At 65.3% G+C, this 24280-nt stretch carries 20 protein-coding genes; 7 read left to right on the forward strand and 13 right to left on the reverse strand.

The features are described from left to right. Window positions 1–37: 37 nt before the first annotated feature. The 12 genes from J2T47_RS03990 to J2T47_RS04045 form a co-directional block, all read right to left on the reverse strand. Entirely contained in the window at window positions 38–1267 is a 1230-nt protein-coding gene (locus J2T47_RS03990) for a multifunctional CCA addition/repair protein (RefSeq protein ID WP_253442580.1), read from the reverse strand. A 160-nt stretch (window positions 1268–1427) separates the two neighbouring features. Beyond that, on the reverse strand, window positions 1428–1937 hold the full coding sequence (locus J2T47_RS03995) for a DUF4136 domain-containing protein (protein ID WP_253442722.1): 510 nt from the start codon (window positions 1935–1937) through the stop codon (window positions 1428–1430). Window positions 1938–1995: 58 nt separating this feature from the next. Next, window positions 1996–3549, reverse strand: coding sequence for a SpoVR family protein (locus tag J2T47_RS04000; protein ID WP_253442582.1), 1554 nt, complete (start codon window positions 3547–3549; stop codon window positions 1996–1998). Beyond that, a complete protein-coding gene (locus J2T47_RS04005) occupies window positions 3546–4817 on the reverse strand; it encodes a YeaH/YhbH family protein (protein WP_045212721.1) in 1272 nt (423 codons plus the stop codon). Before J2T47_RS04005 ends, J2T47_RS04000 begins: the two co-directional genes overlap by 4 nt. A gap of 104 nt (window positions 4818–4921) precedes the next feature. Beyond that, window positions 4922–6844 (reverse strand): PrkA family serine protein kinase, encoded by a 1923-nt coding sequence (locus tag J2T47_RS04010; protein WP_045212719.1) that lies wholly within the window; start codon window positions 6842–6844, stop codon window positions 4922–4924. A 288-nt stretch (window positions 6845–7132) separates the two neighbouring features. Continuing rightward, window positions 7133–7462, reverse strand: a complete 330-nt coding sequence (glpE, locus tag J2T47_RS04015; protein WP_138213009.1) for a thiosulfate sulfurtransferase GlpE — start codon at window positions 7460–7462, stop codon at window positions 7133–7135. A gap of 42 nt (window positions 7463–7504) precedes the next feature. Continuing rightward, the gene (locus J2T47_RS04020; protein WP_253442584.1) at window positions 7505–8329 is read right to left on the reverse strand and encodes a symmetrical bis(5'-nucleosyl)-tetraphosphatase; all 825 of its coding nucleotides are present in this window, start codon (window positions 8327–8329) and stop codon (window positions 7505–7507) included. Next, a complete protein-coding gene (apaG, locus tag J2T47_RS04025; RefSeq protein ID WP_054908027.1) occupies window positions 8329–8709 on the reverse strand; it encodes a Co2+/Mg2+ efflux protein ApaG in 381 nt (126 codons plus the stop codon). Before apaG ends, J2T47_RS04020 begins: the two co-directional genes overlap by 1 nt. Then, a complete protein-coding gene (gene rsmA / locus J2T47_RS04030; RefSeq protein ID WP_253442586.1) occupies window positions 8706–9533 on the reverse strand; it encodes a 16S rRNA (adenine(1518)-N(6)/adenine(1519)-N(6))-dimethyltransferase RsmA in 828 nt (275 codons plus the stop codon). Before rsmA ends, apaG begins: the two co-directional genes overlap by 4 nt. A gap of 116 nt (window positions 9534–9649) precedes the next feature. Beyond that, window positions 9650–10651, reverse strand: a complete 1002-nt coding sequence (gene pdxA, locus J2T47_RS04035; protein WP_253442588.1) for a 4-hydroxythreonine-4-phosphate dehydrogenase PdxA — start codon at window positions 10649–10651, stop codon at window positions 9650–9652. A gap of 130 nt (window positions 10652–10781) precedes the next feature. Then, window positions 10782–12074, reverse strand: coding sequence for a peptidylprolyl isomerase (locus J2T47_RS04040; RefSeq protein WP_253442590.1), 1293 nt, complete (start codon window positions 12072–12074; stop codon window positions 10782–10784). Beyond that, on the reverse strand, window positions 12055–14823 hold the full coding sequence (locus J2T47_RS04045; protein ID WP_253442592.1) for an LPS-assembly protein LptD: 2769 nt from the start codon (window positions 14821–14823) through the stop codon (window positions 12055–12057). Before J2T47_RS04045 ends, J2T47_RS04040 begins: the two co-directional genes overlap by 20 nt. A 129-nt stretch (window positions 14824–14952) precedes the next feature. On the opposite strand from J2T47_RS04045, the gene J2T47_RS04050 reads away from it, so the two are divergent. From J2T47_RS04050 to J2T47_RS04060, 3 genes are read left to right on the forward strand one after another with little or no spacing between them, the layout of a single operon-like run. Further along, the gene (locus J2T47_RS04050) at window positions 14953–15975 is read left to right on the forward strand and encodes an aminoglycoside phosphotransferase family protein (protein ID WP_253442594.1); all 1023 of its coding nucleotides are present in this window, start codon (window positions 14953–14955) and stop codon (window positions 15973–15975) included. Next, a complete protein-coding gene (gene murU, locus J2T47_RS04055) occupies window positions 15972–16646 on the forward strand; it encodes an N-acetylmuramate alpha-1-phosphate uridylyltransferase MurU (RefSeq protein WP_253442596.1) in 675 nt (224 codons plus the stop codon). Before J2T47_RS04050 ends, murU begins: the two co-directional genes overlap by 4 nt. Before the next feature lies 1 nt (window position 16647). Beyond that, complete coding sequence (locus tag J2T47_RS04060) at window positions 16648–17412, forward strand: DnaJ domain-containing protein (protein ID WP_253442598.1); 765 nt, start codon at window positions 16648–16650, stop codon at window positions 17410–17412. 12 nt (window positions 17413–17424) lie between these two features. Here the strand turns inward: J2T47_RS04060 and J2T47_RS04065 are convergent, their stop codons facing one another. Beyond that, on the reverse strand, window positions 17425–18474 hold the full coding sequence (locus J2T47_RS04065; RefSeq protein ID WP_253442600.1) for an alpha/beta hydrolase family protein: 1050 nt from the start codon (window positions 18472–18474) through the stop codon (window positions 17425–17427). Window positions 18475–18641: 167 nt separating this feature from the next. Between J2T47_RS04065 and J2T47_RS04070 the strand changes: the two genes are divergently transcribed. From J2T47_RS04070 to J2T47_RS04085, 4 genes are all read left to right on the forward strand, one after another. Continuing rightward, the gene (locus J2T47_RS04070; RefSeq protein ID WP_253442602.1) at window positions 18642–21053 is read left to right on the forward strand and encodes a PAS domain-containing sensor histidine kinase; all 2412 of its coding nucleotides are present in this window, start codon (window positions 18642–18644) and stop codon (window positions 21051–21053) included. Window positions 21054–21104: 51 nt separating this feature from the next. Then, window positions 21105–21734, forward strand: coding sequence for a response regulator (locus J2T47_RS04075; RefSeq protein WP_253442604.1), 630 nt, complete (start codon window positions 21105–21107; stop codon window positions 21732–21734). A gap of 164 nt (window positions 21735–21898) precedes the next feature. After that, window positions 21899–22936, forward strand: a complete 1038-nt coding sequence (locus J2T47_RS04080) for an ABC transporter substrate-binding protein (RefSeq protein ID WP_253442606.1) — start codon at window positions 21899–21901, stop codon at window positions 22934–22936. 188 nt (window positions 22937–23124) lie between these two features. Further along, window positions 23125–24234: an ABC transporter ATP-binding protein gene (locus J2T47_RS04085; RefSeq protein WP_253442608.1), complete on the forward strand. Its 1110-nt coding sequence runs from the start codon at window positions 23125–23127 to the stop codon at window positions 24232–24234. The last annotated feature ends 46 nt before the right edge of the window (window positions 24235–24280 follow it).

Consider the following 24280-nt stretch of genomic DNA (forward strand, 5'->3'; position numbering starts at 1 on the left):
CGAGCAAGCTCGCTCCTACAGGGTTATCCCGTCACCTTCAGCCATTGTGGCTTTCCTTGTAGGCCTTCAAGGCCGTCAGGCGCTCGCGCTTGAGCGCTTCACCCAGCTCGGCGCCCTTGTAGCCCTTTTCCAGCAATGGCTGCACCGCGACGGCTCGGGCGGCCTGTGCGGCGCCACGCAGGTACTCGGCCTGCGGGTAGTCGCGGTCTTCCAGTCCATGGCGGCCACGGGCGTCCATCTCGCTGGCGGCGAGGAACTCCTCGAAGCGCTGTGGTCGGCGGTAGACGTCGAAGGACTGCAGCAGCTCGAGGAGGGTGTTCGGCCGCAGTTCCAGCGCGCGGTGGCAGTGGGTGTGGTACTCGCCCACCAGCCGCGCCAGCTCCTGGCAGTCCCGCGGGACCTTGAAGCGCGCGTTGATCGCGTCGATCAGCGGCAGGCCCAGGTGTTCGTGGGCGTGGTGCTTGGGCCATTCTTCCTCGTGGGTCTCGCCCTTGCCGACGTCGTGCACCAGGCAAGCCCAGCGCACGCTCAGTGGCTGGTTGTACTTCGCACATTCGCGCAGCACGGCCAGCACGTGCTCGCCGGTATCCACCTCCGGATGGTGCTGCGGTGGCTGCGGCACGCCGAACAGGGCATCGACTTCCGGCATCAGCACGGCCAGGGCGCCGCAGTCGCGCAGGACCTGGATGAACACGTCCGGGCGCGACTCCATCAGGGCACGGGAGATTTCCTTCCAGCTGCGTTCGGCGGTCAGCGCTTCCAGCTCGCCGGATTCCGACAGCTCGCGCATCAGCGCCAGGGTTTCCGGCGCCACGCTGAAGCCCATCGGCGCATAGCGCGCGGCAAAGCGGGCGACGCGCAGCACACGCAGCGGGTCTTCGGCGAAGGCCGGGGAGACGTGGCGCAGCAGGCGGGCTTCGAGGTCCTTCTGGCCATGGTAGGGATCGACGACCTGGCCGTCGTCGTCCTCGGCCATGGCATTGATGGTCAGGTCGCGGCGGATCAGGTCTTCTTCCAGCGTAACGTCGGGGCTGGCGTAGAAGGTGAAGCCGCCGTAGCCGCGCCCGCTTTTGCGCTCGGTGCGGGCGAGGGCGTATTCCTCGCCGGTCTTCGGGTGGAGGAAGACCGGGAAGTCGGCGCCGACCGGGCGGTAGCCCTGGGCGAGCATTTCGTCGGCGCTGGCGCCGACCACCACCCAGTCGGTGTCGCTGAAGGGGATGCCGAGCAGGCGATCGCGCACGGCGCCGCCCACCTTGTAGATCTGCATGAAGCTGTCTCCTGTTCTGGGGATAGCTTCGGGGTTTGTGACGGGGGGGGCAAGCGCGGCGGAATGTTGGGCTCGCGCGTAGGAGCGGACTACGTCCGCGATAGGTCCGCGTCGCGCCGGATGCCATCGCGGACGGAGTCCGCTCCTACGATGTATGCGGCTACGGCGCGGCGGGGGGAATCTGTTGGACGAGGGCGCCGATGGCGTCCTGCAGCAGGGCGGCGCTGGCGTGCGCGGGGCTCAGGCCGGTACTGACGGTGCCTTCCCAGAGTGTCTGCTCCTGCGCGTCGGTAAGGCGCAGGCGCAGGGTGCCGGTTTCATCGCGCAGACGGTGGATGGCGAGGTAGGGGCCGAGCGGGTCGGGCGGCGGCACGTCGACCTTGAACTCCAGCGGCGCGTCCTGCAGCGCCAGCCAGTAGTAGACGCGTAGTTGCGGTGCGGCGCTCTCGCGGTAGCCACGCTCGATCAGGCCCTGACGCACCTGGGCGTTGATCAGGGGATAGCGGCTGCGGTAGGGCAGGGCGTCGACGGCGTTTTCCGGCGGCATCAGCTGGAAATCGCGCAGCCCGGCCAGGCGCGCATCGGCGGGATGCGCGACCTGGGCGTGGGGGACGGGGTTGCTGCAGGTCGCGACAGCAAGGCAGAGCAGGAGAATGGCGAACAGACGCATGGCGGTCTCCAGCGGGGTTGCCGCCATGCTTGTCACGCCTGCTGCCCCGGTCAACCGATCAAATGGGTGGGATGATCAGGTCGAGACGCGGGTAGCCCTCTTCGCTGTCGCGTTCACCCTTTGGGGGCATGTGGAAGGTGTTGACGATGTTCTCGCCCTGCAGGGTCTCCAGGTGGATGTCGAAGCCCCACAGGCGGTGCAGGTGCCTGAGCACGTCGTCGGTGGATTCCCCCAGCGGTTTGCGGTCGTGCTGCTGGTGGCGCAGGGTCAGCGAGCGGTCGCCGCGGCGGTCGACGTCCCAGATCTGGATGTTCGGCTCGCGGTTGCCGAGGTTGTACTGCGCGGCCAGGGTTTCGCGGATCTTGCGGTAACCGTCGTCGTCGTGGATGGCGTCGACCAGCATGTCGTCCTTCTGGTCGTCGTCGAGGATGCTGAACAGCTTGAACTCGCGGATCACCTTGGGCGAGAGGAACTGCAGGACGAAGCTCTCGTCCTTGAAGCTCTTCATGGCGAACTTGATGGTGGCCAGCCAGTCGCTGCCGGCGATGTCGGGGAACCAGCGCTTGTCCTCATCCGTGGGGTTCTCGCAGATGCGGCGGATGTCGCGGTACATGGCGAAGCCCAGCGCATAGGGGTTGATGCCGCTGTAATAGGGGCTGTCGAAGCCGGGCTGGTAAACCACGCTGGTGTGGTACTGGAGGAACTCCATCATGAAGCCGTCGCTGACCAGGCCTTCGTCATAGAGGTCGTTGATCAGGGTGTAGTGCCAGAACGTGGCCCAGCCTTCGTTCATCACCTGGGTCTGGCGCTGCGGGTAGAAGTACTGCGCCACCTTGCGCACGATGCGCACCACTTCGCGCTGCCAGGGTTCGAGCAGCGGGGCGTTCTTCTCGATGAAGTAGAGGATGTTTTCCTGCGGCTCGCTGGGGTAGCGGGCCAGGCCCTGCTCCTTGTCCTTGCCGCCGGCCTTGGGAATGGTCCGCCAGAGGTCGTTGACCTGGCGCTGGATCTGCTCCTCGCGTTCCTTCTGGCGCTGTTTCTCTTCCTCGGCGGAGATCGGGTAGGGCCGCTTGTAGCGGTCCACACCGTAGTTCATCAGGGCGTGGCAGGAGTCCAGCAGGTCTTCCACGGCGTCGATGCCGTACCGCTCCTCGCACTTGTTGATGTAGGACTTGGCGAACACCAGGTAGTCGATGATCGAGGTGGCGTCGGTCCAGGTGCGGAACAGGTAGTTGCCCTTGAAGAAGCTGTTGTGCCCGTAGCAGGCGTGGGCGATCACCAGTGCCTGCATGCACTGGGTGTTCTCTTCCATCAGGTAGGCGATGCACGGGTCGGAGTTGATCACGATCTCGTAGGCCAGCCCCATCTGACCGCGCTTGTAGTTCTTTTCCGTGCTGAGGAAGTGCTTGCCGTAGGACCAGTGGTTGTAACCGATGGGCATGCCGACGGAGGCGTAGGCATCCATCATCTGCTCGGCGGTGATCACCTCGATCTGGTTGGGGTAGGTGTCCAGCGCGTAGCGCTCGGCGAGGCGACTGATCTCGCGGTCGTATTGCTGGATCAGCTCGAAGGTCCACTCCGAGCCGGTGGCGATCGGCTGGCGCTTGCTCATGCGACGAGCCTCCTCTGGAACAGCTCGCGGAACACCGGGTAGATGTCCGAGGCGGAGACGATCTGCTGCTGGGCGAAGCTGTCTTCGAAGGTATCGCGGATCTTCTCGTACTCGAACCACAGCGCCTGGTGCTCGCGCGGGGTGATCTCGACGTAGGTGTAGTACTGGACGAAGGGCATGATCTGCTTCATCAGGATGTCGCGGCAGACTGGCGAGTCGTCGTTCCAGTTGTCGCCGTCCGAAGCCTGGGCGGCATAGATGTTCCATTCATTGGTGGGATAACGCTCGGCCATTACCTCCTGCATCAGCTTCAGGGCGCTGGAGACGATGGTCCCGCCGGTCTCGCGGGAATAGAAGAACTCTTCCTCGTCCACCTCGCGGGCGCTGGTGTGGTGGCGGATGAACACCACTTCGATCTTCTCGTAGTTCCGCTTGAGGAACAGGTACAGCAGGATGAAGAAGCGCTTGGCGATGTCCTTGGTGGCCTGGGTCATGGAGCCGGAGACGTCCATCAGGCAGAACATCACGGCCTTGGAAGTCGGGTTGGGCTGCTTCACCAGCAGGTTGTACTTGAGGTCGAAGGTGTCCAGGAACGGCACCTTGTCGATGCGTGCGCGCATGCCGGCGATCTTCTGCTCCAGCTCCTGGATGTCGCCGAGGTTGTCCGGCTCTTCGCGCTTCAGGCGATCCAGCTCCGCTATCGCCGCACGCAGCTTGCCGCGGGTGGAGCCGGACAGGGCGATACGCCGCGCGTGGGCCGAGCGCAGGGTGCGCACGATATTGATGCGCGAGGGGTTGCCCTCGTTGCTGATGCCCGCGCGCACGGTCTTGAAGGTGTCACTGCCGGTGAGGTGGCGCTTGACCAGGTTGGGCAATTCCAGGTCCTCGAACATGAAGTCGAGGAATTCTTCCTGGGTGATCTGGAAGACGAAGTCGTCCATCCCATCGCCCTGGTTGCTCGCCTTGCCGGCGCCACGGCCACCGCCGCCGCCCTGGGGACGCGGGATGTGCTCGCCGGTGGTGAATTCCTTGTTGCCGGGGTGGATCACCGTCTGGCGTCCGCCACGACCATGGTGCAGGACCGGCTCGTCGATATCGCGGCCAGGAATACTGATCTGCTCGCCGTGTTCCATGTCGGTGATGGAGCGGCGGCTGACGGCCTCTTCGACGGCCTTCTTGATGTGCTCACGGTAACGCCGCAGGAAGCGCTGGCGGTTCACCGTGCTCTTGTTCTTGCCGTTCAGACGCCGGTCGATGACGTAGCTCATGAATGCTCCTCAGGGCCTGCTGCGCAGCGGCGTGGAGCCGCCACGGACAGGTCCGAATGCGACGGCGACCGGCGCGGCGGGAATGCCGCCGCGCCGATGGCAGACTACTGCGACTTGCGAACCCGCAGATACCATTCCGACAGCAGGCGCACCTGCTTCTCGGTGTAGCCGCGCTCGACCATGCGTTTGACGAAGTCGTTGTGCTTCTGCTGATCCTCCTTGCTCGCCTTGGCGTTGAAGCTGATGACCGGCAGCAGGTCCTCGGTGTTGGAGAACATTTTCTTCTCGATCACCACACGCAGCTTCTCGTACGACAGCCAGCTGGGGTTCTTGCCGTTGTTGCCGGCGCGGGCGCGCAGCACGAAGTTGACGATTTCGTTGCGGAAGTCCTTCGGGTTGCTGATGCCAGCCGGTTTCTCGATCTTCTCCAGCTCCTCGTTGAGGGCGGCGCGGTTGAGGATTTCGCCGGTTTCCGGGTCGCGGTATTCCTGGTCCTGGATCCAGAAGTCGGCGTACAGCACGTAGCGGTCGAAGATGTTCTGGCCGTACTCGCTGTAGGACTCCAGATACGCGGTCTGGATTTCCTTGCCGATGAACTCGACGTAGCGCGGCGCCAGGTATTCCTTCAGGAAGCGCAGGTAGCGCTCGCGGGTTTCCGGCGGGAACTGCTCCTGCTCGATCTGCTGTTCCAGCACGTAGAGCAGGTGTACCGGGTTGGCGGCGACTTCATGGGGGTCGAAGTTGAACACCTTGGAGAGGATCTTGAAGGCGAAGCGGGTGGAAAGCCCGGACATGCCTTCGTCGACCCCGGCAGTGTCGCGGTATTCCTGGATCGACTTGGCCTTGGGATCGGTGTCCTTGAGGTTCTCGCCGTCATAGACGCGCATCTTCGAATAGATGTTGGAGTTTTCCGGCTCCTTCAGGCGCGACAGCACGGAGAACTGCGAGAGCATCTTCAGGGTGTCCGGCGCGCAGTGGGCGTGCGCCAGGGAGCTGTTGATCAGCAGCTTGTCGTAGATCTTGATCTCGTCGGAGACGCGCAGGCAGTACGGCACCTTGACGATGTAGATGCGGTCGATGAAGGCCTCGTTGTTCTTGTTGTTGCGGAAACTGTGCCATTCCGATTCGTTGGAGTGGGCGAGGATGATGCCGCTGTAGGGCAGGGAACCGAGGCCTTCGGTGCTGTTGTAGTTGCCTTCCTGGGTCGCGGTGAGCAAGGGGTGCAGGACCTTGATCGGCGCCTTGAACATCTCGACGAATTCCATCAGGCCCTGGTTGGCCCGGCACAGGGCGCCCGAGTAGCTGTAGGCGTCGGCGTCGTTCTGCGGGAATTCTTCCAGCTTGCGGATATCCACCTTGCCGACCAGTGCGGAAATGTCCTGGTTGTTCTCGTCACCCGGTTCGGTCTTGGCGATGGCGATCTGGTTGAGGATCGAGGGGTGCAGCTTGACCACGCGGAACTGGCTGATGTCGCCGCCGAACTCGTTGAGGCGCTTGGTTGCCCAGGGCGACATTACCGAGCGCAGATAGCGGCGCGGGATGCCGTAGTCTTCCTCAAGGATGGCGCCGTCTTCGTCCGGGTTGAACAGCCCCAGAGGCGACTCGAACACCGGCGAGCCCTTGATCGCGTAGAAGGGCACGTGCTCCATCAGTTGCTTGAGCTTCTCGGCGAGGGAGGATTTACCACCGCCAACCGGGCCCAGGAGGTAAAGGATCTGCTTCTTCTCTTCCAGGCCCTGGGCGGCGTGGCGGAAGAAGGAGACGATCTGGTCGATGCACTCTTCCATGCCATGGAAGTCGGCAAAGGCCGGGTAGCGGCGGATCACCTTGTTGGAGAAGATTCGCGACAGGCGGGAATCGACGGATGTGTCGAGTAGTTCAGGCTCGCCAATGGCCATCAGTATCCGCTCGGCGGCGGTGGCGTAGGCGATCTTGTCCTGCTTGCAGAGATCCAGGTACTCCTGGAGGGAGTACTCTTCTTGACGGGTCGCTTCGAAGCGTTCCTGGAAGTGACTGAAAATGCTCATGACGTCTCCTCGCTCGATGCATGGAGCCGGCGCCGGATCGGTCTGTGCGGGTGCGGTCGGGCTGCCAGTGCTTACCGGCGAGAATCCCCCAGAACTCCAACGGAACCTGGCCACTGCCCTGATCCGCCCCAATGGTCACTGCCGATTAACCGGAAGCCGGTGTGCCGGCTCTCCCTTTTTTGGATGGCCTGAGGGAAAGGATAGTTCGTTCTTCAGTGTGTAAAGGACGAAAGAGCGAGAAGTTACAGATTTTTTGAAGGGGCAAATCCGCCCCTTTCGTAGGGGCTTTCAGTCAGCGCCGCCAGCGCTGGTATCCGCGGGATAGACGCTGCGCCACAGTTCGAAGCCGCCATCGAGGCTGTAGACCTCGGAGAAGCCCTGCTGGACGAAATAGGCCGCCGCGCTCTGGCTGGAGTTGCCGTGGTAGCAGACCACGACCAGCGGCGCGTCCATGTCGGCCTCGCGGATGAAGTCGGCCACCGAGTAGTTGTCGATGTGCCGCGAGCCGCTGATGTGGCCCGTCGCGTAGCTCTGCGGGTCGCGGATGTCGACGACCTGGGCGCCGCTTTCGCGCAGTTGCTGGGCCTGGTCGGGGGCGATGCGCTTGAAGTCGCTCATGGGATTACCTCGCAAGGCGCGCAGCCTCTGGCTGCGCTGCAATCATTCTGGTTTGTCGGCGCAGCTGCAGTGGATGCGCTCGAGGGTGTCGATGTTCATCAGTGTCATGCTGCCGCCCCACACGCAGCCGGTGTCGAGGGCGAACAGGCCGGGCACGTTGCACTGGCCTTCCAGCGCGGCCCAGTGGCCGAAGATGATCTTGCGCCCGGCGGCCTTGCGTTCGGCATAGCTGAACCAGGGGGCGTAGCCGGGCGGTGCGGTGTCCAGGCCTTCCTTGGATTTCAGGTCGAGCTTGCCTTCGGGGGTGCAGAAACGCATGCGCGTGAAGTAGTTGGTGATCACCCGCAGGCGCGCGATACCGGTGAGCTTCTTGTCCCACTTGGCCGGCTCGTTGCCGTACATGCCATCGAGGAACATCGGCAGCTGGGCGTCGTCGCGCAGGGCGGCTTCGACTTCGGCAGCGCGCTGCAGGGACTTGTCGATGTCCCACTGCGGCGGGATGCCGGCGTGCACCAGGGTGATGTCGCGCTGGGCGTCGTGGTGGACCAGCGGCATCTGCCGCAGCCATTCGATCAGTTGCGCGCAGTCCGGCGCCTCGACGATCTCGCGCAGGGTGTCGTTCTTCTTCAGGCGCTCGGCGTTATAGGCGACGGCGATCAGGTGCAGGTCATGGTTGCCCAGTACGCAGACCAGTGAATCGCGCATGCCGTAGAGGAAGCGCAGGGTTTCCAGGGACGCCGGGCCGCGGTTGACCAGGTCGCCCACCAGCCACAGCTTGTCCTGGGCCGGGTCGAACTTCACCTGCTCAAGCAGGCACTTGAGCGGTTCCAGGCAGCCCTGCAGGTCGCCGACGGCGTAGGTTGCCATCAGTGCAGCGCTCCGGGGACTGCGAGGCGGAAGGCCGGGATCTCGGCGTCGAAGTGGTGCCCGTCGGTGGCGACCATCTGGTAGCTGCCATGCATGCTGCCGACCTTGGTGGCCATCACGGTGCCGCTGGTGTAGGTATGGCTGGCGCCCGGCTCGATCAGCGGTTTCTCGCCGACCACGCCGGCGCCGCGCACTTCCTGCACATGACCGTCGCCGTCGGTGATGATCCAGTGGCGGGTCAGCAGCTTGGCGGCCAGCTCGCCGTGGTTGTGGATGGTCACGGTGTAGGCGAACACATAGCGCTGCTGCTCCGGCTGGGACTGCTCGGGCAGGTGGCGGGTGGTGACGCTGACGCTGACCTGGTAGCGGGGATCGCTCATGCGGTCGGTCCTTGCTCGGCTTCCGGGTTGGTTGCGCTGTAGCGGTTGGCCAGGCTGACGAAGTCGGCGACGCTCAGCTGCTCGGGGCGCAGAGTCGGGTCGACGCCCGCGGCTTCGATATCCTCGACGCTCATCAGCGTACGCAGGGTGTTGCGCAGGGTCTTGCGGCGCTGGTTGAAGGCTTCGCGGACAATGCGTTCCAGTACGCGGTGATCCTTGGCCGGATGCGGTGGCTCGGCGTAGGGCACCAGACGAACAATGGCCGACTCGACCTTGGGCGGCGGGTTGAACGCTCCGGGGCCGACGGTGAACAGGTAATCCACGCGGCAGAAGTACTGCACCATGATCGACAGGCGACCCCAGTCGCCGTTGCCCGGCTCGGCGGCCAGGCGCTCCACCACTTCCTTCTGCAGCATGAAGTGCATGTCCTGGATCAGCGAGGCATGGTCCAGCAGGTGGAAGATCAGCGGCGTGGAGATGTTGTAGGGCAGGTTGCCGACCACGCGCAGCTTGTCCTCGGGAGAGGCCATGAGGGTGGAGAAGTCGAACTTCATGGCGTCGCCCTGGTGCAGGCTGAAGTTGGGCTTCAGGCCGAAGCGCCATTTCAGCTGCGGGATCAGGTCCAGGTCCAGCTCGATCACGTCGAGCTTCGCACCGCTGTCCACCAGGCCTTCGGTCAGGGCGCCCTGGCCCGGGCCGATTTCCAGCAGGTGCTGGCCTTCCTTGGCGGCGATGGCGCGCAGGATCTTGTGAATCACCCCGGCGTCATGCAGGAAGTTCTGCCCAAAGCGTTTACGGGCGCGGTGCTGGAAGAGTTCGGACATCGAAGGCTCCGGAGAGCAGCCGGGCGCTTGTGGCGGCCGGCTGGAGGCGGAAAAACCATCAGTTTACCAGCCCGGCGCGGCCAGCACGAAACGCTGGCCGAACGGAGGGCCGTGGATCAGCGCGCGGCGGCGCCGGCTTCGGCCATCTGGTAGGCGGTTTCCAGGGCGACCTGCAGGCTGCCGCTGTCGATCCGGCCGGTGCCGGCAAGATCCAGCGCGGTGCCGTGGTCCACCGAGGTGCGGATGATCGGCAGGCCCAGCGTCACGTTCACCGCCGCGCCGAAGCCCTTGTACTTGAGTACTGGTAGGCCCTGGTCGTGGTACATGGCCAGCACCGCGTCGCAATGCTCCAGGTGCTTGGGGGTGAACAGGGTGTCGGCCGGCAGCGGGCCGATCAGTTGCATGCCCTCGGTGCGCAGGCGCTCCAGGGTCGGCTCGATGACGTCGATCTCCTCGTGGCCGAGGTGGCCGCCTTCGCCGGCATGGGGGTTCAGGCCGCAGACCAGAATGCGCGGGTTGGCCAGGCCGAACTTGTCGCGCAGGTCGGCATGCAGGATGCGGGTGACGCGCTCCAGGCGATCCGGAGTGATGGCATCGGCGATCTGCCGCAGCGGCAGGTGGGTGGTCACCAGGGCGACGCGCAGGCCGCGGGTAGCTAGCATCATCACCACCTGGGCGGTGTGGGTGAGGTCGGCGAGGAATTCGGTGTGGCCGGAGAAGGCGATGCCGGCTTCGTTGATCACGCCCTTGTGCACCGGCGCGGTGATCATCCCGGCGAAATGACCGTCCAGGCAGCCCTGGCCGGCACGAGTCAGGGTTTCCAGCACATAGGCGGCGTTGGCCTGGTCCAGCTTGCCGGGCTCGACTGGAGCGGCCAGTGGGGTGTCCCAGACGTACAGGGTGCCGGCCGGAGCGGCGGCGCTGGGCCAATGCCCGGGGCCGACTTCCCGCAGATCGATCTTCAGCCCGAGCAGGGCGGCGCGCTCGGCCAGCAACTGACGACTGGCGACGGCCACCAGCGGGTGTGGTTGCGCTTCGCGGGCCAGCAGCAGGCAGAGGTCGGGGCCGATGCCGGCGGGCTCACCGGGGGTGAGGGCAAACAGGTGGGAGGTGCTCATCGGGGGCTCTCGAATCGGTATTTGCAGCAGGTGGGTCTACTCTACGACGAAGCCCTGGTTCTTCGAAGCTTTCGACAGGCAAAAAGAAACCCGGCCTGGGCCGGGTTTCTTTCTGAGCGACTCGCGCGGCTTACTGCTTGATCTCGACGTAGGCTTCGTCGCGGATCTGGCGCAGCCAGGCCTGCAGTTCCTCGTCGTACTTGCGTGCGCGGAGGGTCTGGGCGGCTTGTTGCTCGCGGAACTTGTCGCTGCTGTCGGTGGCGCGACGGCCGAGGACTTCCAGCACGTGCCAGCCGAACGGCGAGCGGAACGGCTTGGTGACCTGGCCTTGCGGCGCGTTGTTCATCACCTCGCGGAATTCCGGTACCAGGGATTCCGGGTCGACCCAGTTGAGGTCGCCACCGTTGAGCTTGGAGCCCGGGTCTTCGGAGAACTTCTTCGCCAGATCGCTGAAGCTTTCGCCGGCCTGGATGCGCTCGTAGAGCTTCTCGGCCAGACGCTGGGTCTCTTCTTCGCTGCGGATCTCGCTGGGCTTGAGCAGGATGTGGCGGACGTGGACTTCGTCACGCAGCATCTTGCTGCCGCCGCGCTTCTCTTCCAGCTTGATGATGATGAAGCCGCCCGGGGTACGGACCGGCTCGGTCACGTCGCCCACGGCCAAGCTGCCGACCATGCTGTCAAACGGGGAGGGCAGCTGGGCGGCCTTGCGCCAGCCGATCTCGCCGCCTTCCAGGGCATTGTCGCCAGCGGAACGGGATACGGCCAACTGGCCGAAGTCCGCGCCCTGCTTGAGCTGCTGGTACATCTCCTGGGCCTGGCGGGCCGCGGCCTGCACGGTTTCCGGCGAGGCACTGTCGGGCACCGGGATCAGGATGTTGGCCAGGCGGTACTCTTCGGAGAGCTGGATCTTGCCGAGGTCGGAGGCGAGGAAGTTCTGCACTTCCTGCTCGCTGACCTGGATGCGCTCGGCCACACGGCGCTGGCGCACACGGCTGATGACCATCTCGCGGCGCACCTGCTCACGGGCTTCGTCGTAGGACAGGCCGTCGTGGGACAGGGCTGCGCGGAACTGGTCCAGGCTCATGTTGTTGCGCTGGGCGATGGTGCCCATGGCCTGGTTCAGCTCTTCGTCGGTGATGCGTACGCCGGAGCGGTCGCCGATCTGCAGCTGGATGTTCTCGATGATCAGGCGCTCAAGCACCTGCTGGGTCAGCACGTGCTCGGGCGGCAGCGGCGCGCCGCGCTTCTGGATGGTTGTACGGACTTCACGCAGGCGCTGGTCGAGCTGGCTCTGCATCACCACGTCGTTATCGACGATGGCGACGACGCGATCCAGCGGAACCACTTCGGCGTGCACGACGGAACTTGCCAACAGCGCGCCCAGCATCAGCGGGCGCAGGGCCTTACATAGCATTGTCTTCACGGTGACGATAACCCTGGATACCTTGGTCGAGGAAGCCTTCCACCTGGTTGCCAACCACGCCGCCAAGGCCTTTCAAGATGATTTGAAGGAATACACCGCGGTCAGCCTTGGACGTCGAGGTCACGTACTCCTCGTCGTCGTAGTCGACCCAGTAACGGTTGATCAGGCGCAGTTTCCAGCAGCAGCTGTCGTACTCGAAGCCACCGAAGGCTTCCAGCGTGCGGCTCTGGTTGTAGTCGAACTGCCAGCGGCCGATGGCGGCCCACTGCGGTAGAACCGGCCAGATGAACGAGAAATCATGCTGTTCGATCTTGTACTCGTCGCTGCCGTACTCGAACTGCCCGGTGTTCGGGTTGAAGCGCTTGCTGTCCGCACGGTAGCGGTAGCCGGCGTTCAGAACCTTGCGCGGATCGGCTTCGGGCTGATAGTGGAACATCAGGTTGCCGTTGTCGGTGTGGTTCGTGTTCGGGTTCCAGTTGAAGTCGGAGCTGGCGTACCAGTCATGGTCGAAGCGGTAGATACCAGTGAGCGCGTACGGCGAGCGCCAGGTATCGGCGTCCGGGTTCTTCGCGCCGCTGGCACGCAGGTCGTCTTCGGTCAGGCCCGGCAGCTGTACGCGGCGGTCGCTGAAGTAGTAGATCTGGCCGGCGGCGATGTAGGCGCGCTCGAAACCATCGTCCTCGATGAAGCGCGAGCCGAGGCCGAGGGACAGCTGGTTGGCGTCGCCGATGCGGTCACGGCCGGTAAAGCGGTTTTCCCGCCACAGCGAGTCGTAGCTGAAGGTGAACTCGCCGGTGTCGAAGGTCGGCAGGTTGTCCTGGTCCTTGTACGGGACGTACAGGTACATCGCGCGCGGCTCCAGGGTCTGGCGGAACTTGGTGCCGGCGAAAGTGGTATCGCGGTCGAAGTACAGGCCGCTGTCCAGCTTGGCCAGGCCCAGAGAGCGGTCAGGGCTGCTGTCGTAGTTGATATACGACGGCAGGGTGGCCTTGCCCTGGCTGTCCAGGTCGAGGTCGTACTTGGTGTACAGCGCCTTGACGGTCGGGGTCATGAAGCCCCAGCTGCGGTTCATCGGCAGGCTGATACCCGGCTCTGCGTGGAAGCGGTCGCCAGTGGCTCGTGCAAGGCCTTGGATGTTGTTGTCCGGACGCGGGTAGAGGGTCGGATCGTCTTCGTTCAAACGATAGAAACCATCGTCCAGGTCGCGATCAAAGCGCACGGCTTCGGTGCTGTAGGTGAAGTTCAGGCCGCCCGGATTGAACGGCAGCTTGCCGTCCAGGGTGAGCTGCGGCAGGCGATCGTACGGGGTGACGTCGGTCACGGTCGCCAGCTGGTAGGACTGGGCGTTCAGGCGGGCGGTATAGCTGTCGCCGCGATAGGTCAGGCTGCCCTGCTGGTTGACGTAGGTCGGCGAGCCGATGCCCAGCGAGGTGTCCAGGTCCTGGAAATAGTACGGATCGCTGATGCGGGTGTAGTCCACCTGCGCCATGACGCGGGAATCGAGGCCGCTGACGTTTTTCCAGCCATACAGCCAACGGGTGTCGGTGTACTGGGGGAAGTCCTTGCGGTCGTCATTCTTGTCGTTCAGGTAGGCGGCGTTGACCTGGCCTTCACTGCTGTGGGTCAGGTAGCGGAACTCACCTTCCATCAACAGACCGCGCTTGACCATGTAGTGCGGGTACAACGTGGCGTCGTAGTTGGGCGCCAGGTTGAAGTAGTACGGCGTGGTCAGCGTGAAACCGGTATCGGTCGAGCTGGCGAAGGAAGGCGCCAGGAAGCCGGACTGACGACGGTTGTCGATCGGGAAATAGATGTACGGGGTGTAGAAGACCGGAATGTCCTTCACCCGCAGGGTCGCGTTGGTCGCGGTACCGAAACCGGTGGCCGGGTTCAGCTTGATGTTGTTGCCCTTGACGACCCAGGCGTTGCTGCCCGGTTCGCAGCGGGTGTAGGTGCCGTCCTTGAGCTGGATGATCGCGTCTTCCTGGCGCTTGGCGTACAGCGCGCTGCCGCGGATCTGCGCCTGGTGCATGACGTACTCGGCGTTGTCGATCTTCGCCGCGCCGTTGTCCAGTTGCAGCTCGGCGTGGTCGCCGACGATCAGGGCGCCGTTGTCGCGCAGCTTGACGTTGCCGACCAGCTCGCCACGGTTCTCGGCCTGGTGCAGGTTGGCCTCGTCGGCCTCCACCTGCATGCTGCCCTGGCGCAGGACCACGTTACCCGCGAGGGTGGCGATCTGTTTTTCCTGCTCGTAGCGCGACACCTTCGCCGAAACGTAGGTCGGGGCCTCGTCGTTCGGCGTCTTGTCGTTCATGCCCGGGCGGACCGGTTCGACGTATTCTCCGCCGCAGTACGGCCCGATCTCCGCCTGCTGGGCGGCGGTGAGCTTGTCGCGCGGGATCCAGTCGAGGTGGCTGTAGTCGCTGCTGCGCGACTTCAGGCCACGGCCGCCGGACTCGGTGACCAGCTGCTTGGGCTCTTCACCGGCGCTGCTCGAACTGCCCGAGGACTTCGAGCTGCTGGCCGCGGCGGCGCCGCCGGCGCTGACCGAGGTGGCGCCATGCTGCGGACGCGGTACGCTGCTGGCGCTGTTCTGCGAGGAGCAGTCCCAGGCGCCGGACGCGGAGGGCTGGCAGGCGAACTGCTCACCGGGTGCCGCGGTCACAGAGGCGAGCGGCTGGATAGCCAGCAGGCCACCGGTCACCAGTAAGGGGAATTTTCTACGGAACACGGGGAAATTCACTGCCATCTTGTTAATCCGGGCTTCCTGCGAGCCATCGGCCCAAAGCGGACCGCACGCCTCTCGATGGGCTCAAAAAGATGCTGGATAATAAAGCATGACCCGCGCAACGGCTAGGGCCGTGGAGAACCCATAAAGATGTCACAGGATACCCGTTACCAGCAGATGATCGGCTGGTTGGACTTGAGTTTGCCCGCAGTGTTCAACGCGCAGGGCTGGGGCCCGGTGCCCGAGGCCAGCCTCACTGCGGCCAGCAGTGACGCCAGTTTCCGCCGCTATTTCCGCTGGCAGGGCGAGGGTCGCAGCCTGATCGTGATGGACGCTCCGCCCCCCCAGGAGAACGTCCGGCCCTTCATCAAGGTCGCCGGTCTGCTGGCCGAAGCCGGTGTGCATGTTCCGAAGATTCTGGCCGAAGAGGTCGAGCAGGGGTTCCTGCTGCTCGATGACCTGGGACGCCAGACCTACCTGGACGTGCTCACCGCGCAGAACGCCGAGGAGCTGTTCGAGGATGCCCTCGACGCCCTGGTGGCGTTCCAACAGGTGGATGTAGCCGAGCGCCTGCCGGCCTATGACGAGGCCCTGCTGCGCCGCGAACTGCAGCTGTTCCCCGACTGGTACCTGCAACGCCACCTCGGGGTAACCCTGGAAGGCGAGCAGCTCGCCCGCTGGGAACGCACCTGCGACCTGCTGGTGCAGAGTGCCCTGGAGCAGCCGCGCGTGTTCGTGCACCGCGACTACATGCCGCGCAACCTGATGCTCAGCGAGCCGAACCCCGGCATCCTGGACTTCCAGGACGCGGTCTACGGTCCGGTGACCTACGACGTGACCTGCCTATATAAGGATGCCTTCCTCAGCTGGCCTGAGCCGCGTGTGCACGACGGCCTGTCGCGCTACTGGCGCAAGGCCCAGGCGGCGGGCATCGCGCTGCCGGACAGCTTCGAGAGCTTCTTCCGCGCCAGCGACCTGATGGGCGCCCAGCGCCACCTGAAGGTGATCGGCATCTTTGCACGGATCTGCCACCGCGACGGCAAGCCGCGCTACCTGGGCGACGTGCCGCGGTTCTTCCGTTACCTGGAAAGCGTCATCGCGCGCCGGCCAGAGCTGGCCGACCTCGCGGCGTTGCTGGCCAGCCTGCCCAACGACGAGACGCATCCCGCATGAAGGCCATGATCCTCGCTGCGGGCAAGGGAGAACGCCTGCGCCCGCTGACCCTGCACACGCCCAAGCCGCTGGTGCGCGCCGGTGGTGTGCCGCTGATCGAATACCAGCTGCAGGCGCTGCGCCGGGCCGGGTTCGCTCAATTGGTGATCAACCACGCCTGGCTCGGCCAGCAGATCGAGGATCACCTGGGCGATGGCTCGGCCTTGGGTGTGAACCTCCGCTACTCGCCCGAAGGCGAGCCGCTGGAAACCGGTGGCGGAATCTTCAAGGCGTTGCCGTTGCTGGGCGGCGATGCCTTCGTCATCGCCAATGGCGACATCTGGACCGACTTCGATTATGCGAGCCTGCGCGGCGCGCTGGCCGAAGACGACCTGGCTCACCTGGTGCTGGTAGACAACCCCGGCCACCACGCTCGTGGTGATTTCTGCCTGAGTGAAGGCCGCGTCAGCGATTACCGCGAAGGCCAGCCGAGCCTGACCTACAGTGGCATCGCCATCCTCCGGCCCGAACTGTTCGAGGGTTGCGAACCCGGCGCCTTCAAGTTGGCGCCGCTGCTGCGCCAGGCCATGGAAGCCGGCCGGGTGAGCGGCGTCCATCATCGCGGGCGCTGGATCGATGTCGGCACCCACGAGCGCCTGGCGGAAGTCGAACGCCAGCTGGCGGAGGGCTGAGGTGTTCTGGCCGGGGACCTTGGTGGGCGTCATCGCCGGCTGGGCATTGGCAAGCATTCCGGGCGCCATGCTCGGTGCGTTGCTGGGCCAGGTGCTCGACCGGCGCCTGAAGCAGCGCACCTGGACGGGGCTGTTCGATCAGTTGCGCGGCGGGCCGCGGGTGGGCGACCAGGAGTTGCTCTTCCTGTTGCTGGGCCGGCTGGCCAAGAGTCGCGGTCGTGTGGTCGATGCGCATATCCAGCAGGCGCGGGCCGAAATGCAGCGTCTGCAACTGGACGACAAGGCTCGTCGGCAGGCCATCGATGCCTTCGGTCGCGGCAAGCTCGGCGGTGAGTCGCTGGACGCCGGCCTGCGCCAGCGCCACGGCCAGGAAGCCACGGCCGAGGGCTTGATCCAGGCCTGCTGGCGCATGGCCTGGGCCGGCGGCGTACCGAACGCTGCGCAGAAGAACCTGCTGCTGCAGTGGGGTGATTCGCTGGGGCTTGCCCGCGCCAGGGTCCTGGCGTTGTCGGCGGCTGCCGAACCGCCCAGGGCGCCGGCCACTGCGCGCGAGTCCTACACCGCAGCGCTTCGACTGTTGGGCGTGACGCCGGAGAGCGAGCCGGAGGAGATCAAACGCGCCTACCGCAAGCTGATCAGCCAGAACCATCCGGACAAGCTCGAAGGCATGGGCGCGAGTCCTGAGCGGATCGCCGCGGCGACCAACAAGACCCGCGAAATCCAGGATGCCTACCTGCTGGTGCGCCAGCGCCGCGGTTTTCGCTGAGCCGGGCGGCCCTCAGGGCTGCTCGATCGGCTCCAGGTGCATCGACAGCCAGCCGCGGATGCGCCGGTAGAGCTGGTCCTGCTCGGTGCCCAGGTCGGCGGGCAGGGCATTCATGCCGATCTGCACGTAGTTCGGTGCCTTCTGCCGTTTGCTGGCCTGCAGCCGCAGCTTCGCGGCCGCTACGTCAGGCGCCTTGTCCTTGTAATAGAAGTCGCCGGTGGCGAGGTTCAGCAGCGGCACGGTCTCGTCCAGCGACGGCTTGAAATCGCGCGGCATCTCCGGCGCCACCAGCAGCAGGTTCTTGACCTCGGCTGGCGTGCGTTCGCCCAGGTAGCGGGTCGCCCAGTAGGCGCCGGTGCCGTGGCCAAGCAGGACGATGGTTTTCGGGTGGTGCTGCTGGGCCAGTTCGACGGCCGCCTGGATGCGCGCCAGTACGCGCTCGGCGTGGGCTTTGCGCAGCTCGACCGGGTCGGTGGGGGGCGGTGGGGCTTCGGCGCTGGCCTGGGCCGGCTCGGCGCTGCCGGCTTCGCCGGTGCTTTCCGGTGTCGGCGTGGCGCTGCCTGCGCTGCCCTTCACTTCGGGTTTGCTGGCGCTGTCGGTGGCAGTGGCATCGGTGTCGGCGCTGGCCTTGTCCGGCGCTTCCTTCGGACGCGGGATCGGCGCGGTGCTTTGCGGGTCCGGCAGGGTGACAGCCAGGGTCTGCCAGCCGGCATCGGGCAGCTTGCGCCGCAGCGGGCCAATCGCCACCGGCCAGTCGGCGCTTTCGCCATCGCCGGGAATCAGGATCACCGCGCCCGTTGCCTCGGCAGCATTGGCCGGCAGCCAGAGGGCGAGGAAGGTTTCGTCGCCGGCCTTGAGTTCCTGGCGCTCGCTTTCGGGCAACTGGCGCACCAGGCCGCTGGCTTCGTCCTGGCTGCGCTCGCTCACTGCCGGGCGCACCACTGGCGCGGCAGCCGGCGTTCCGGCGGCGGGCTTGGCGTCTTCGGCCCGACTGGCGCCCAGCGGCGCAAGGCCGAGGCACAGGCTGAGGGCGAGAAACGTCGGGCGAGGCAAGTGCGGCATCGAAGATATCCCTGTCTGGCGGGCAGCACGCGGCGGGGCGCGAGAGCGGCCAGCCTAGCGGCTTGTATTAGCTTTGTCAGGCGCAGGCGTGCCGGGTTCAACCGGGGTTGCTGTAAGGTATGCCGGCCATTTGCTTTGACCCGAGTGAAATCCATGGTGCTGTCGGCATGAGACGTCTGTTCTGGAAAGCCTGCCTGGCCTGGCTCTGCTGCCTGCCGTTGCTGGCCGTGGCGGAAACCGCTGCGCCCCCCCTGACCCTGGATCAAGCGCAACTGGCCTGGCTTGCCGAGCATCCGCAGCTACGTGTTGGCGCCGTGCTCGAAGCGCCTTATGTCCAGCAGGATCGCCGCCTGCAGCAGCTATCCGGGGCCAACGTCGAGCTGCTGGAGTGGCTGGCCAAGGCCCTGCACGTGAGCCTGGAGTGGCGCACCTATCCGGATCAGGCGGCACTGGAGAAGGCAGTGCGCGCCGGGGAAATCGATCTCGCGCCCGGTGTCAGCCAGACACCGGCAACCCTGCGCGACTGGCTGTTCTCCGACCCTTACCTGCGCGTGCCGCGCCTGGTCGTGGGCGATCGCCGCAGCGGCACCTCGGTGGAGCTGGACACCCTTGGTGATGGCGAATCCGTCTCCGTGCGCGGCCCCGGCCCGGTGGTGGACTACCTGCGCGGCACCTACTCGGGGCTGACCCTGCAAATCGTCGACAGCGACCGCGAAGTGCTGCGCAAGGTGCTCGGCCGCGAAGCCAACTATGCAGTGATCGACGAGGCGCAACTGGCGCGCCTGACCCGCGAAACCGAATTCACCGGCCTGCTGGTGGTGGCCGACATCGGCTATCCGCAACTGCTGCGCGTGGCAACCCGCCGTGGCCTGCCGGAGCTGGCGGGCATCATCGATGCGGCATTGCGCGCGGTACCGGCCAAGGACCTCGACCAGCTCCACGAGCGCTGGCTGCAACCGACCTACCCGCGCCTGGGTTCGTCTCCCGGCTTCTGGCAGAACCTCTGCATCCTGCTCGGCCTGCTGTTGCTGTTTGCGGTCGCTGCGCTGCTACTGCTGCGCCGCCAGCACCGCGCGCTGGAGTCGCGTCTGCTCGCCGCGCGTCGTGATATCGAATTGCGCCAGGCGGCGGAGCAGGCCTTGCGCCTGACCCAGTTCGCCATCGACAGCAGCACGGTCGGCATCCTCTGGGTCAACTGGGACAGCCACGTGCGCTACGCCAACCGCGCGGCCGAGGAGATGCTCGGCTACCTGCCGGGTGCCGTGGTGGACCGGCCGCTGTCTGACTTCGAACCGACGCTGAACATGGACCGCTGGCTCAACCTCTGGCGCCGCGCGCGCAATGCCGACGAGGCGCCGCTGAGCTTCGAGACCCGCTGCCTGCGCGCCGACGGTCAGTGGCTGCCGGCGGACGTTTCGCTGAGCTTCCTGCGCTTCGGCGATTCGGAATACCTGCTGGTGTTCCTCAACGACGTCACCGAGCGTCGTCGCGCCCGCGCCGCGCTGGAAGAAAGCGAAGCGCGCCTGCAGGGCATCGCCGCCAACGTGCCGGGACTGGTGTTCCGCCTGGAGCCCAACGCGCCGGACGACGACTCCGATTTCGCCTACATCAGCTTCATCACCGGTGGCAGCGAAACCTCGTTGGGCTACTCGCCCGGTTACCTGCGCGAGAGCGGCCTGGGCATCATGGGCCTGGTGCATCCATCCGAGCGCGAAAGTTACCTGGCCAGCCAGCTGGATGCGGTGGAAGGCCATCGCAACTGGCTGTGGCAGGGGCGCATCCTCACCCGTAGCCACGAGCCGCGCTGGGTCGATATCAAGGCCACGGTGCGGACCCTGGACGACGGTCGCCCGGCCTGGGACGGCGTGGTCTGGGACATCACCGAACACAAGCAGATCGAGCTGGAGCTGCAGGATTCCCGTGCGCAACTGCGCGAGCTGTCGGCACACCTGGAGAGCGTGCGGGAGGAGGAGAAGGCGCGCATCGCCCGCGAAGTGCACGATGAACTGGGCCAGGTGCTCACCGTGCTCAAGCTGGAAACCTCCATGTGCGAACTGGCCTATGCCGAGCTGGACAGTGGCCTGCGCGAGCGTCTGGACAACATGAAGCGCCTGATCGCCCAGCTGTTCCAGCTGGTGCGCGACGTGGCCACTGCGCTGCGCCCGCCGATCCTCGATGCCGGCATCGGTTCGGCGCTGGAGTGGCAGGCGCGGCGCTTCGAATCACGCACGCAGATTCCCTGCCTGGTGCAGGTGCCGGAGAACCCGCCGGAGCTCTCCGACGCCAAGGCCATCGGGCTGTTCCGTATCCTCCAGGAGGCGCTGACCAATGTCATGCGGCATGCCCAGGCGCATACTGTGGAATTGCAGCTGAGCGTCGAAGGGCGCGAGCTGTGCCTGCGCATCGCCGATGACGGCGTGGGCTTCGATCCGCTCGCCACACGCCAGGGCGTGTCCTTCGGCCTGGTCGGCATGCGCGAGCGAGTGCTGATGTTCGGCGGCACCCTGCAGATCGACAGCCAGCCCGGAGAGGGCACCACGCTGTGGATCCGTGTGCCATTGCGGTCCCGAAGCGCGTGACCGGACGGAAACCATAACGACAATGACAAGCGTGGAACGGGAGGAGAGGCGGTGATTCGAGTGCTGGTGGCGGAAGACCATACGATCGTGCGCGAGGGCATCAAGCAGCTGATCGGCATGGCCAAGGACCTGCAGGTGGTCGGCGAGGCAACCAACGGCGAGCAGTTGCTCGACACCCTGCGCCAGACGCCCTGCGAAGTGGTCCTGCTGGACATCTCCATGCCCGGCGTCAACGGCCTGGAGGCCATCCCGCGGATCCGCGCGCTGAACAACCCGCCAGCGATCCTCATGCTGTCGATGCACGACGAGGTGCAGATGGTCGCCCGTGCGCTGAAGGTCGGCGCCGCCGGCTATGCCACCAAGGACAGCGATCCGGCGCTGCTGCTCACGGCGATCCGCAAGGTCGCCAGCGGCGGCCGCTACATCGACCCCGATCTTGCCGACCGCATGGTCTTCGAAGTCGGCCTCACGGATTCGCGCCCGCCCCACGCGCTGCTTTCCGAGCGCGAGTTCTCGGTGTTCGAACGCCTGGTGCACGGCGAGGGCGTCAACGAGATCGCCCAGCAACTGGCGGTCAGCAGCAAGACCATCAGCACCCACAAGGCGCGGCTGATGCAGAAACTCAACGCCAACTCGGTGGCGGATCTGGTGCGTTACGCCATGGAGCACAAGCTCGTCTGACCGACCCGCGCCGCGGGCTTGACCTGCGGCAGAGGGCTCGCTGAATTTTCCCTTCACTCTGTGCGACGTGTCCGATTTCTGTAACACACCGTCTATCTAGCGGGCGTGGAGCAGGGAATGATGGCCGGCTTCATGCAGTACGTCGTGATAACAAGGAGAAGAAGATGTTGCGAGCGGTAAGGGGAGGGCTGCTGTTCGGCCTGCTGGGGAGCGCTGCGATGCCGGCGCTGGCGGACTACGTCACGGTGATTTCCTTCGGTGGCGCCAACAAGCAGGCGCAGGAAGCGGCCTTCTACAAGCCGTTCAAGGAAGTGACCGGCAACGCCGTCGTGCACGGCTCCTACAATGGCGACCTGGCCAAGCTCAAGCGCATGGTGGAAATCAGCCATGTGTCCTGGGACGTGGTGGAGGTCGAGGCCCCCGAGCTCGCGCGCGGCTGCGAGGAAGGGCTGTTCATGAAGCTCGATCCCAAGACCCTGGGCAACACCGCCGACTTCGTTCCCGGCGCGGTACAGCCGTGCGGCGTCGGCATCTTCGTCTGGACCACGCTGCTGGCCTACAACCAGAGCAAGCTGCAGGGCACGCCCAGCAGCTGGGCGGATTTCTGGGACACGAAGAAATTCCCCGGCAAGCGCGGCCTGCGCTGGGGTGCCAAGTACAGTCTGGAATTTGCCCTGATGGCCGATGGCGTTGCGCCCAGGGACGTCTACAAGGTGCTTGCGACCAATGACGGCGTCGACCGCGCCTTCCGCAAGCTCGATGAGCTGAAGCCGAGCATCAACTGGTGGAAGTCCGGCCAGGACCCGGTGCGTGACCTCGCCGACGGCACCGTGGTGATGAGCTCCGCCTACAACGGTCGGATCGCCGCCGCGCAGGCCGAGCAGAAGGGCTTCCGCATGGTCTGGGCCGGCGGCATCTACGACTTCGATTTCTGGGCATTGCCCTCGGGCGTGTTCAAGAAGGAGCTGGCCGAACAGTTCGTCAACTTCGCCGGCCAGCCGCAGCAGCAGAAGGCCTTCGCCGAGAACATTTCCTACGGCCCGACCAACCGCAAGGCCGTGGAACTGCTGGCGCCGGACGTGGCCGCCAACCTGCCTACCGCACCCCAGAACATCGCCAATGCCGTGGGCATGAACGTGGCGTTCTGGGCCGAGCATGGCGACGCGCTGGAGCAGCGTTTCCAGGCCTGGGCCAAGCGCTGAGGCGATTTTCCGGGCCCGCTGCGCGGCGGCGGGCCTGACATCTCAAATCGCCACCTTTTGTAGGGCGCGCCCTACAAAGCATCCTCTCTAAGCCTTATAGCAATCTCTCATACCGCCCGATTTGCGCGCCGGTCCAGCTTCTCTAGGCTTGAGATCAACGGCATTAACAAAAAAACAAAGGTGCGGTGATGGCCGAGAATCAGGCAAACGATGTGCTGGTGAGTTTCCGTGGCGTGCAGAAGAGCTACGACGGCGAATCCCTCATCGTGAAGGACCTCAATCTGGACATTCGCAAAGGCGAATTCCTGACGCTGCTGGGGCCTTCCGGTTCCGGCAAGACCACCAGCCTGATGATGCTGGCCGGTTTCGAAACTCCTACCGCCGGTGAAATCCAGCTCGCCGGCCGCGCCATCAACAACGTCCCCCCGCACAAGCGCGACATCGGCATGGTGTTCCAGAACTATGCGCTGTTCCCGCACATGACGGTGGCCGAGAACCTGGCCTTCCCGCTCTCCGTGCGCGGCATGAGCAAGACCGACGTGAGCGAGCGGGTGAAGCGCGCACTGTCCATGGTCCAGCTCGACACCTTTGCCGGTCGCTACCCCGCCCAGCTCTCCGGTGGCCAGCAGCAGCGTGTGGCCCTGGCCCGTGCGCTGGTCTTCGAGCCGCAGCTGGTGCTGATGGACGAACCCCTGGGTGCGCTCGACAAGCAGCTGCGCGAGCACATGCAGATGGAGATCAAGCACATCCACCAGCGCCTGGGCGTGACCGTGGTCTACGTGACCCACGACCAGGGCGAAGCCCTGACCATGTCCGACCGCGTGGCGGTATTCCACCAGGGCGAGATCCAGCAGATCGCCCCGCCGGCGGAACTCTACGAACACCCGCGCAACTCCTTCGTCGCCAACTTCATCGGCGAGAACAACCGCATCGCCGGCCAGCTCCAGGCCCGCGATGGCGAGCGCTGCACCGTGGGCCTGGCCCGTGGCGAGAAGGTCGAGGCGCTGGCAGTCAACGTCGGCAACGTCGGCGATACCGTCAGCCTGTCGATCCGCCCCGAGCGCGTGCGCCTGAACGGCCACAGCGAAAACTGCGCGAACCGCTTCTCCGGCCGCGTTGCCGAGTTCATCTACCTGGGTGACCACGTGCGCATTCGCCTGGAGGTCTGCGGCCGTACCGATTTCTTCGTCAAACAGCCGATCGCCGAGCTCGATCCTGCGCTCAGTGTCGGTGACGTGGTACCGCTGGGCTGGGAAGTCGAGCACGTCCGCGCGCTCGACCCGCTGTCCGCGGCGTAACAGCGCGGCCCGGCCACTCCCGGACGCATCCAAGAAAAACAAACCT

Origin of the sequence: Pseudomonas nitroreducens (assembly GCF_024170165.1) — a bacterium.
Lineage (GTDB): Bacteria > Pseudomonadota > Gammaproteobacteria > Pseudomonadales > Pseudomonadaceae > Pseudomonas > Pseudomonas nitroreducens_C.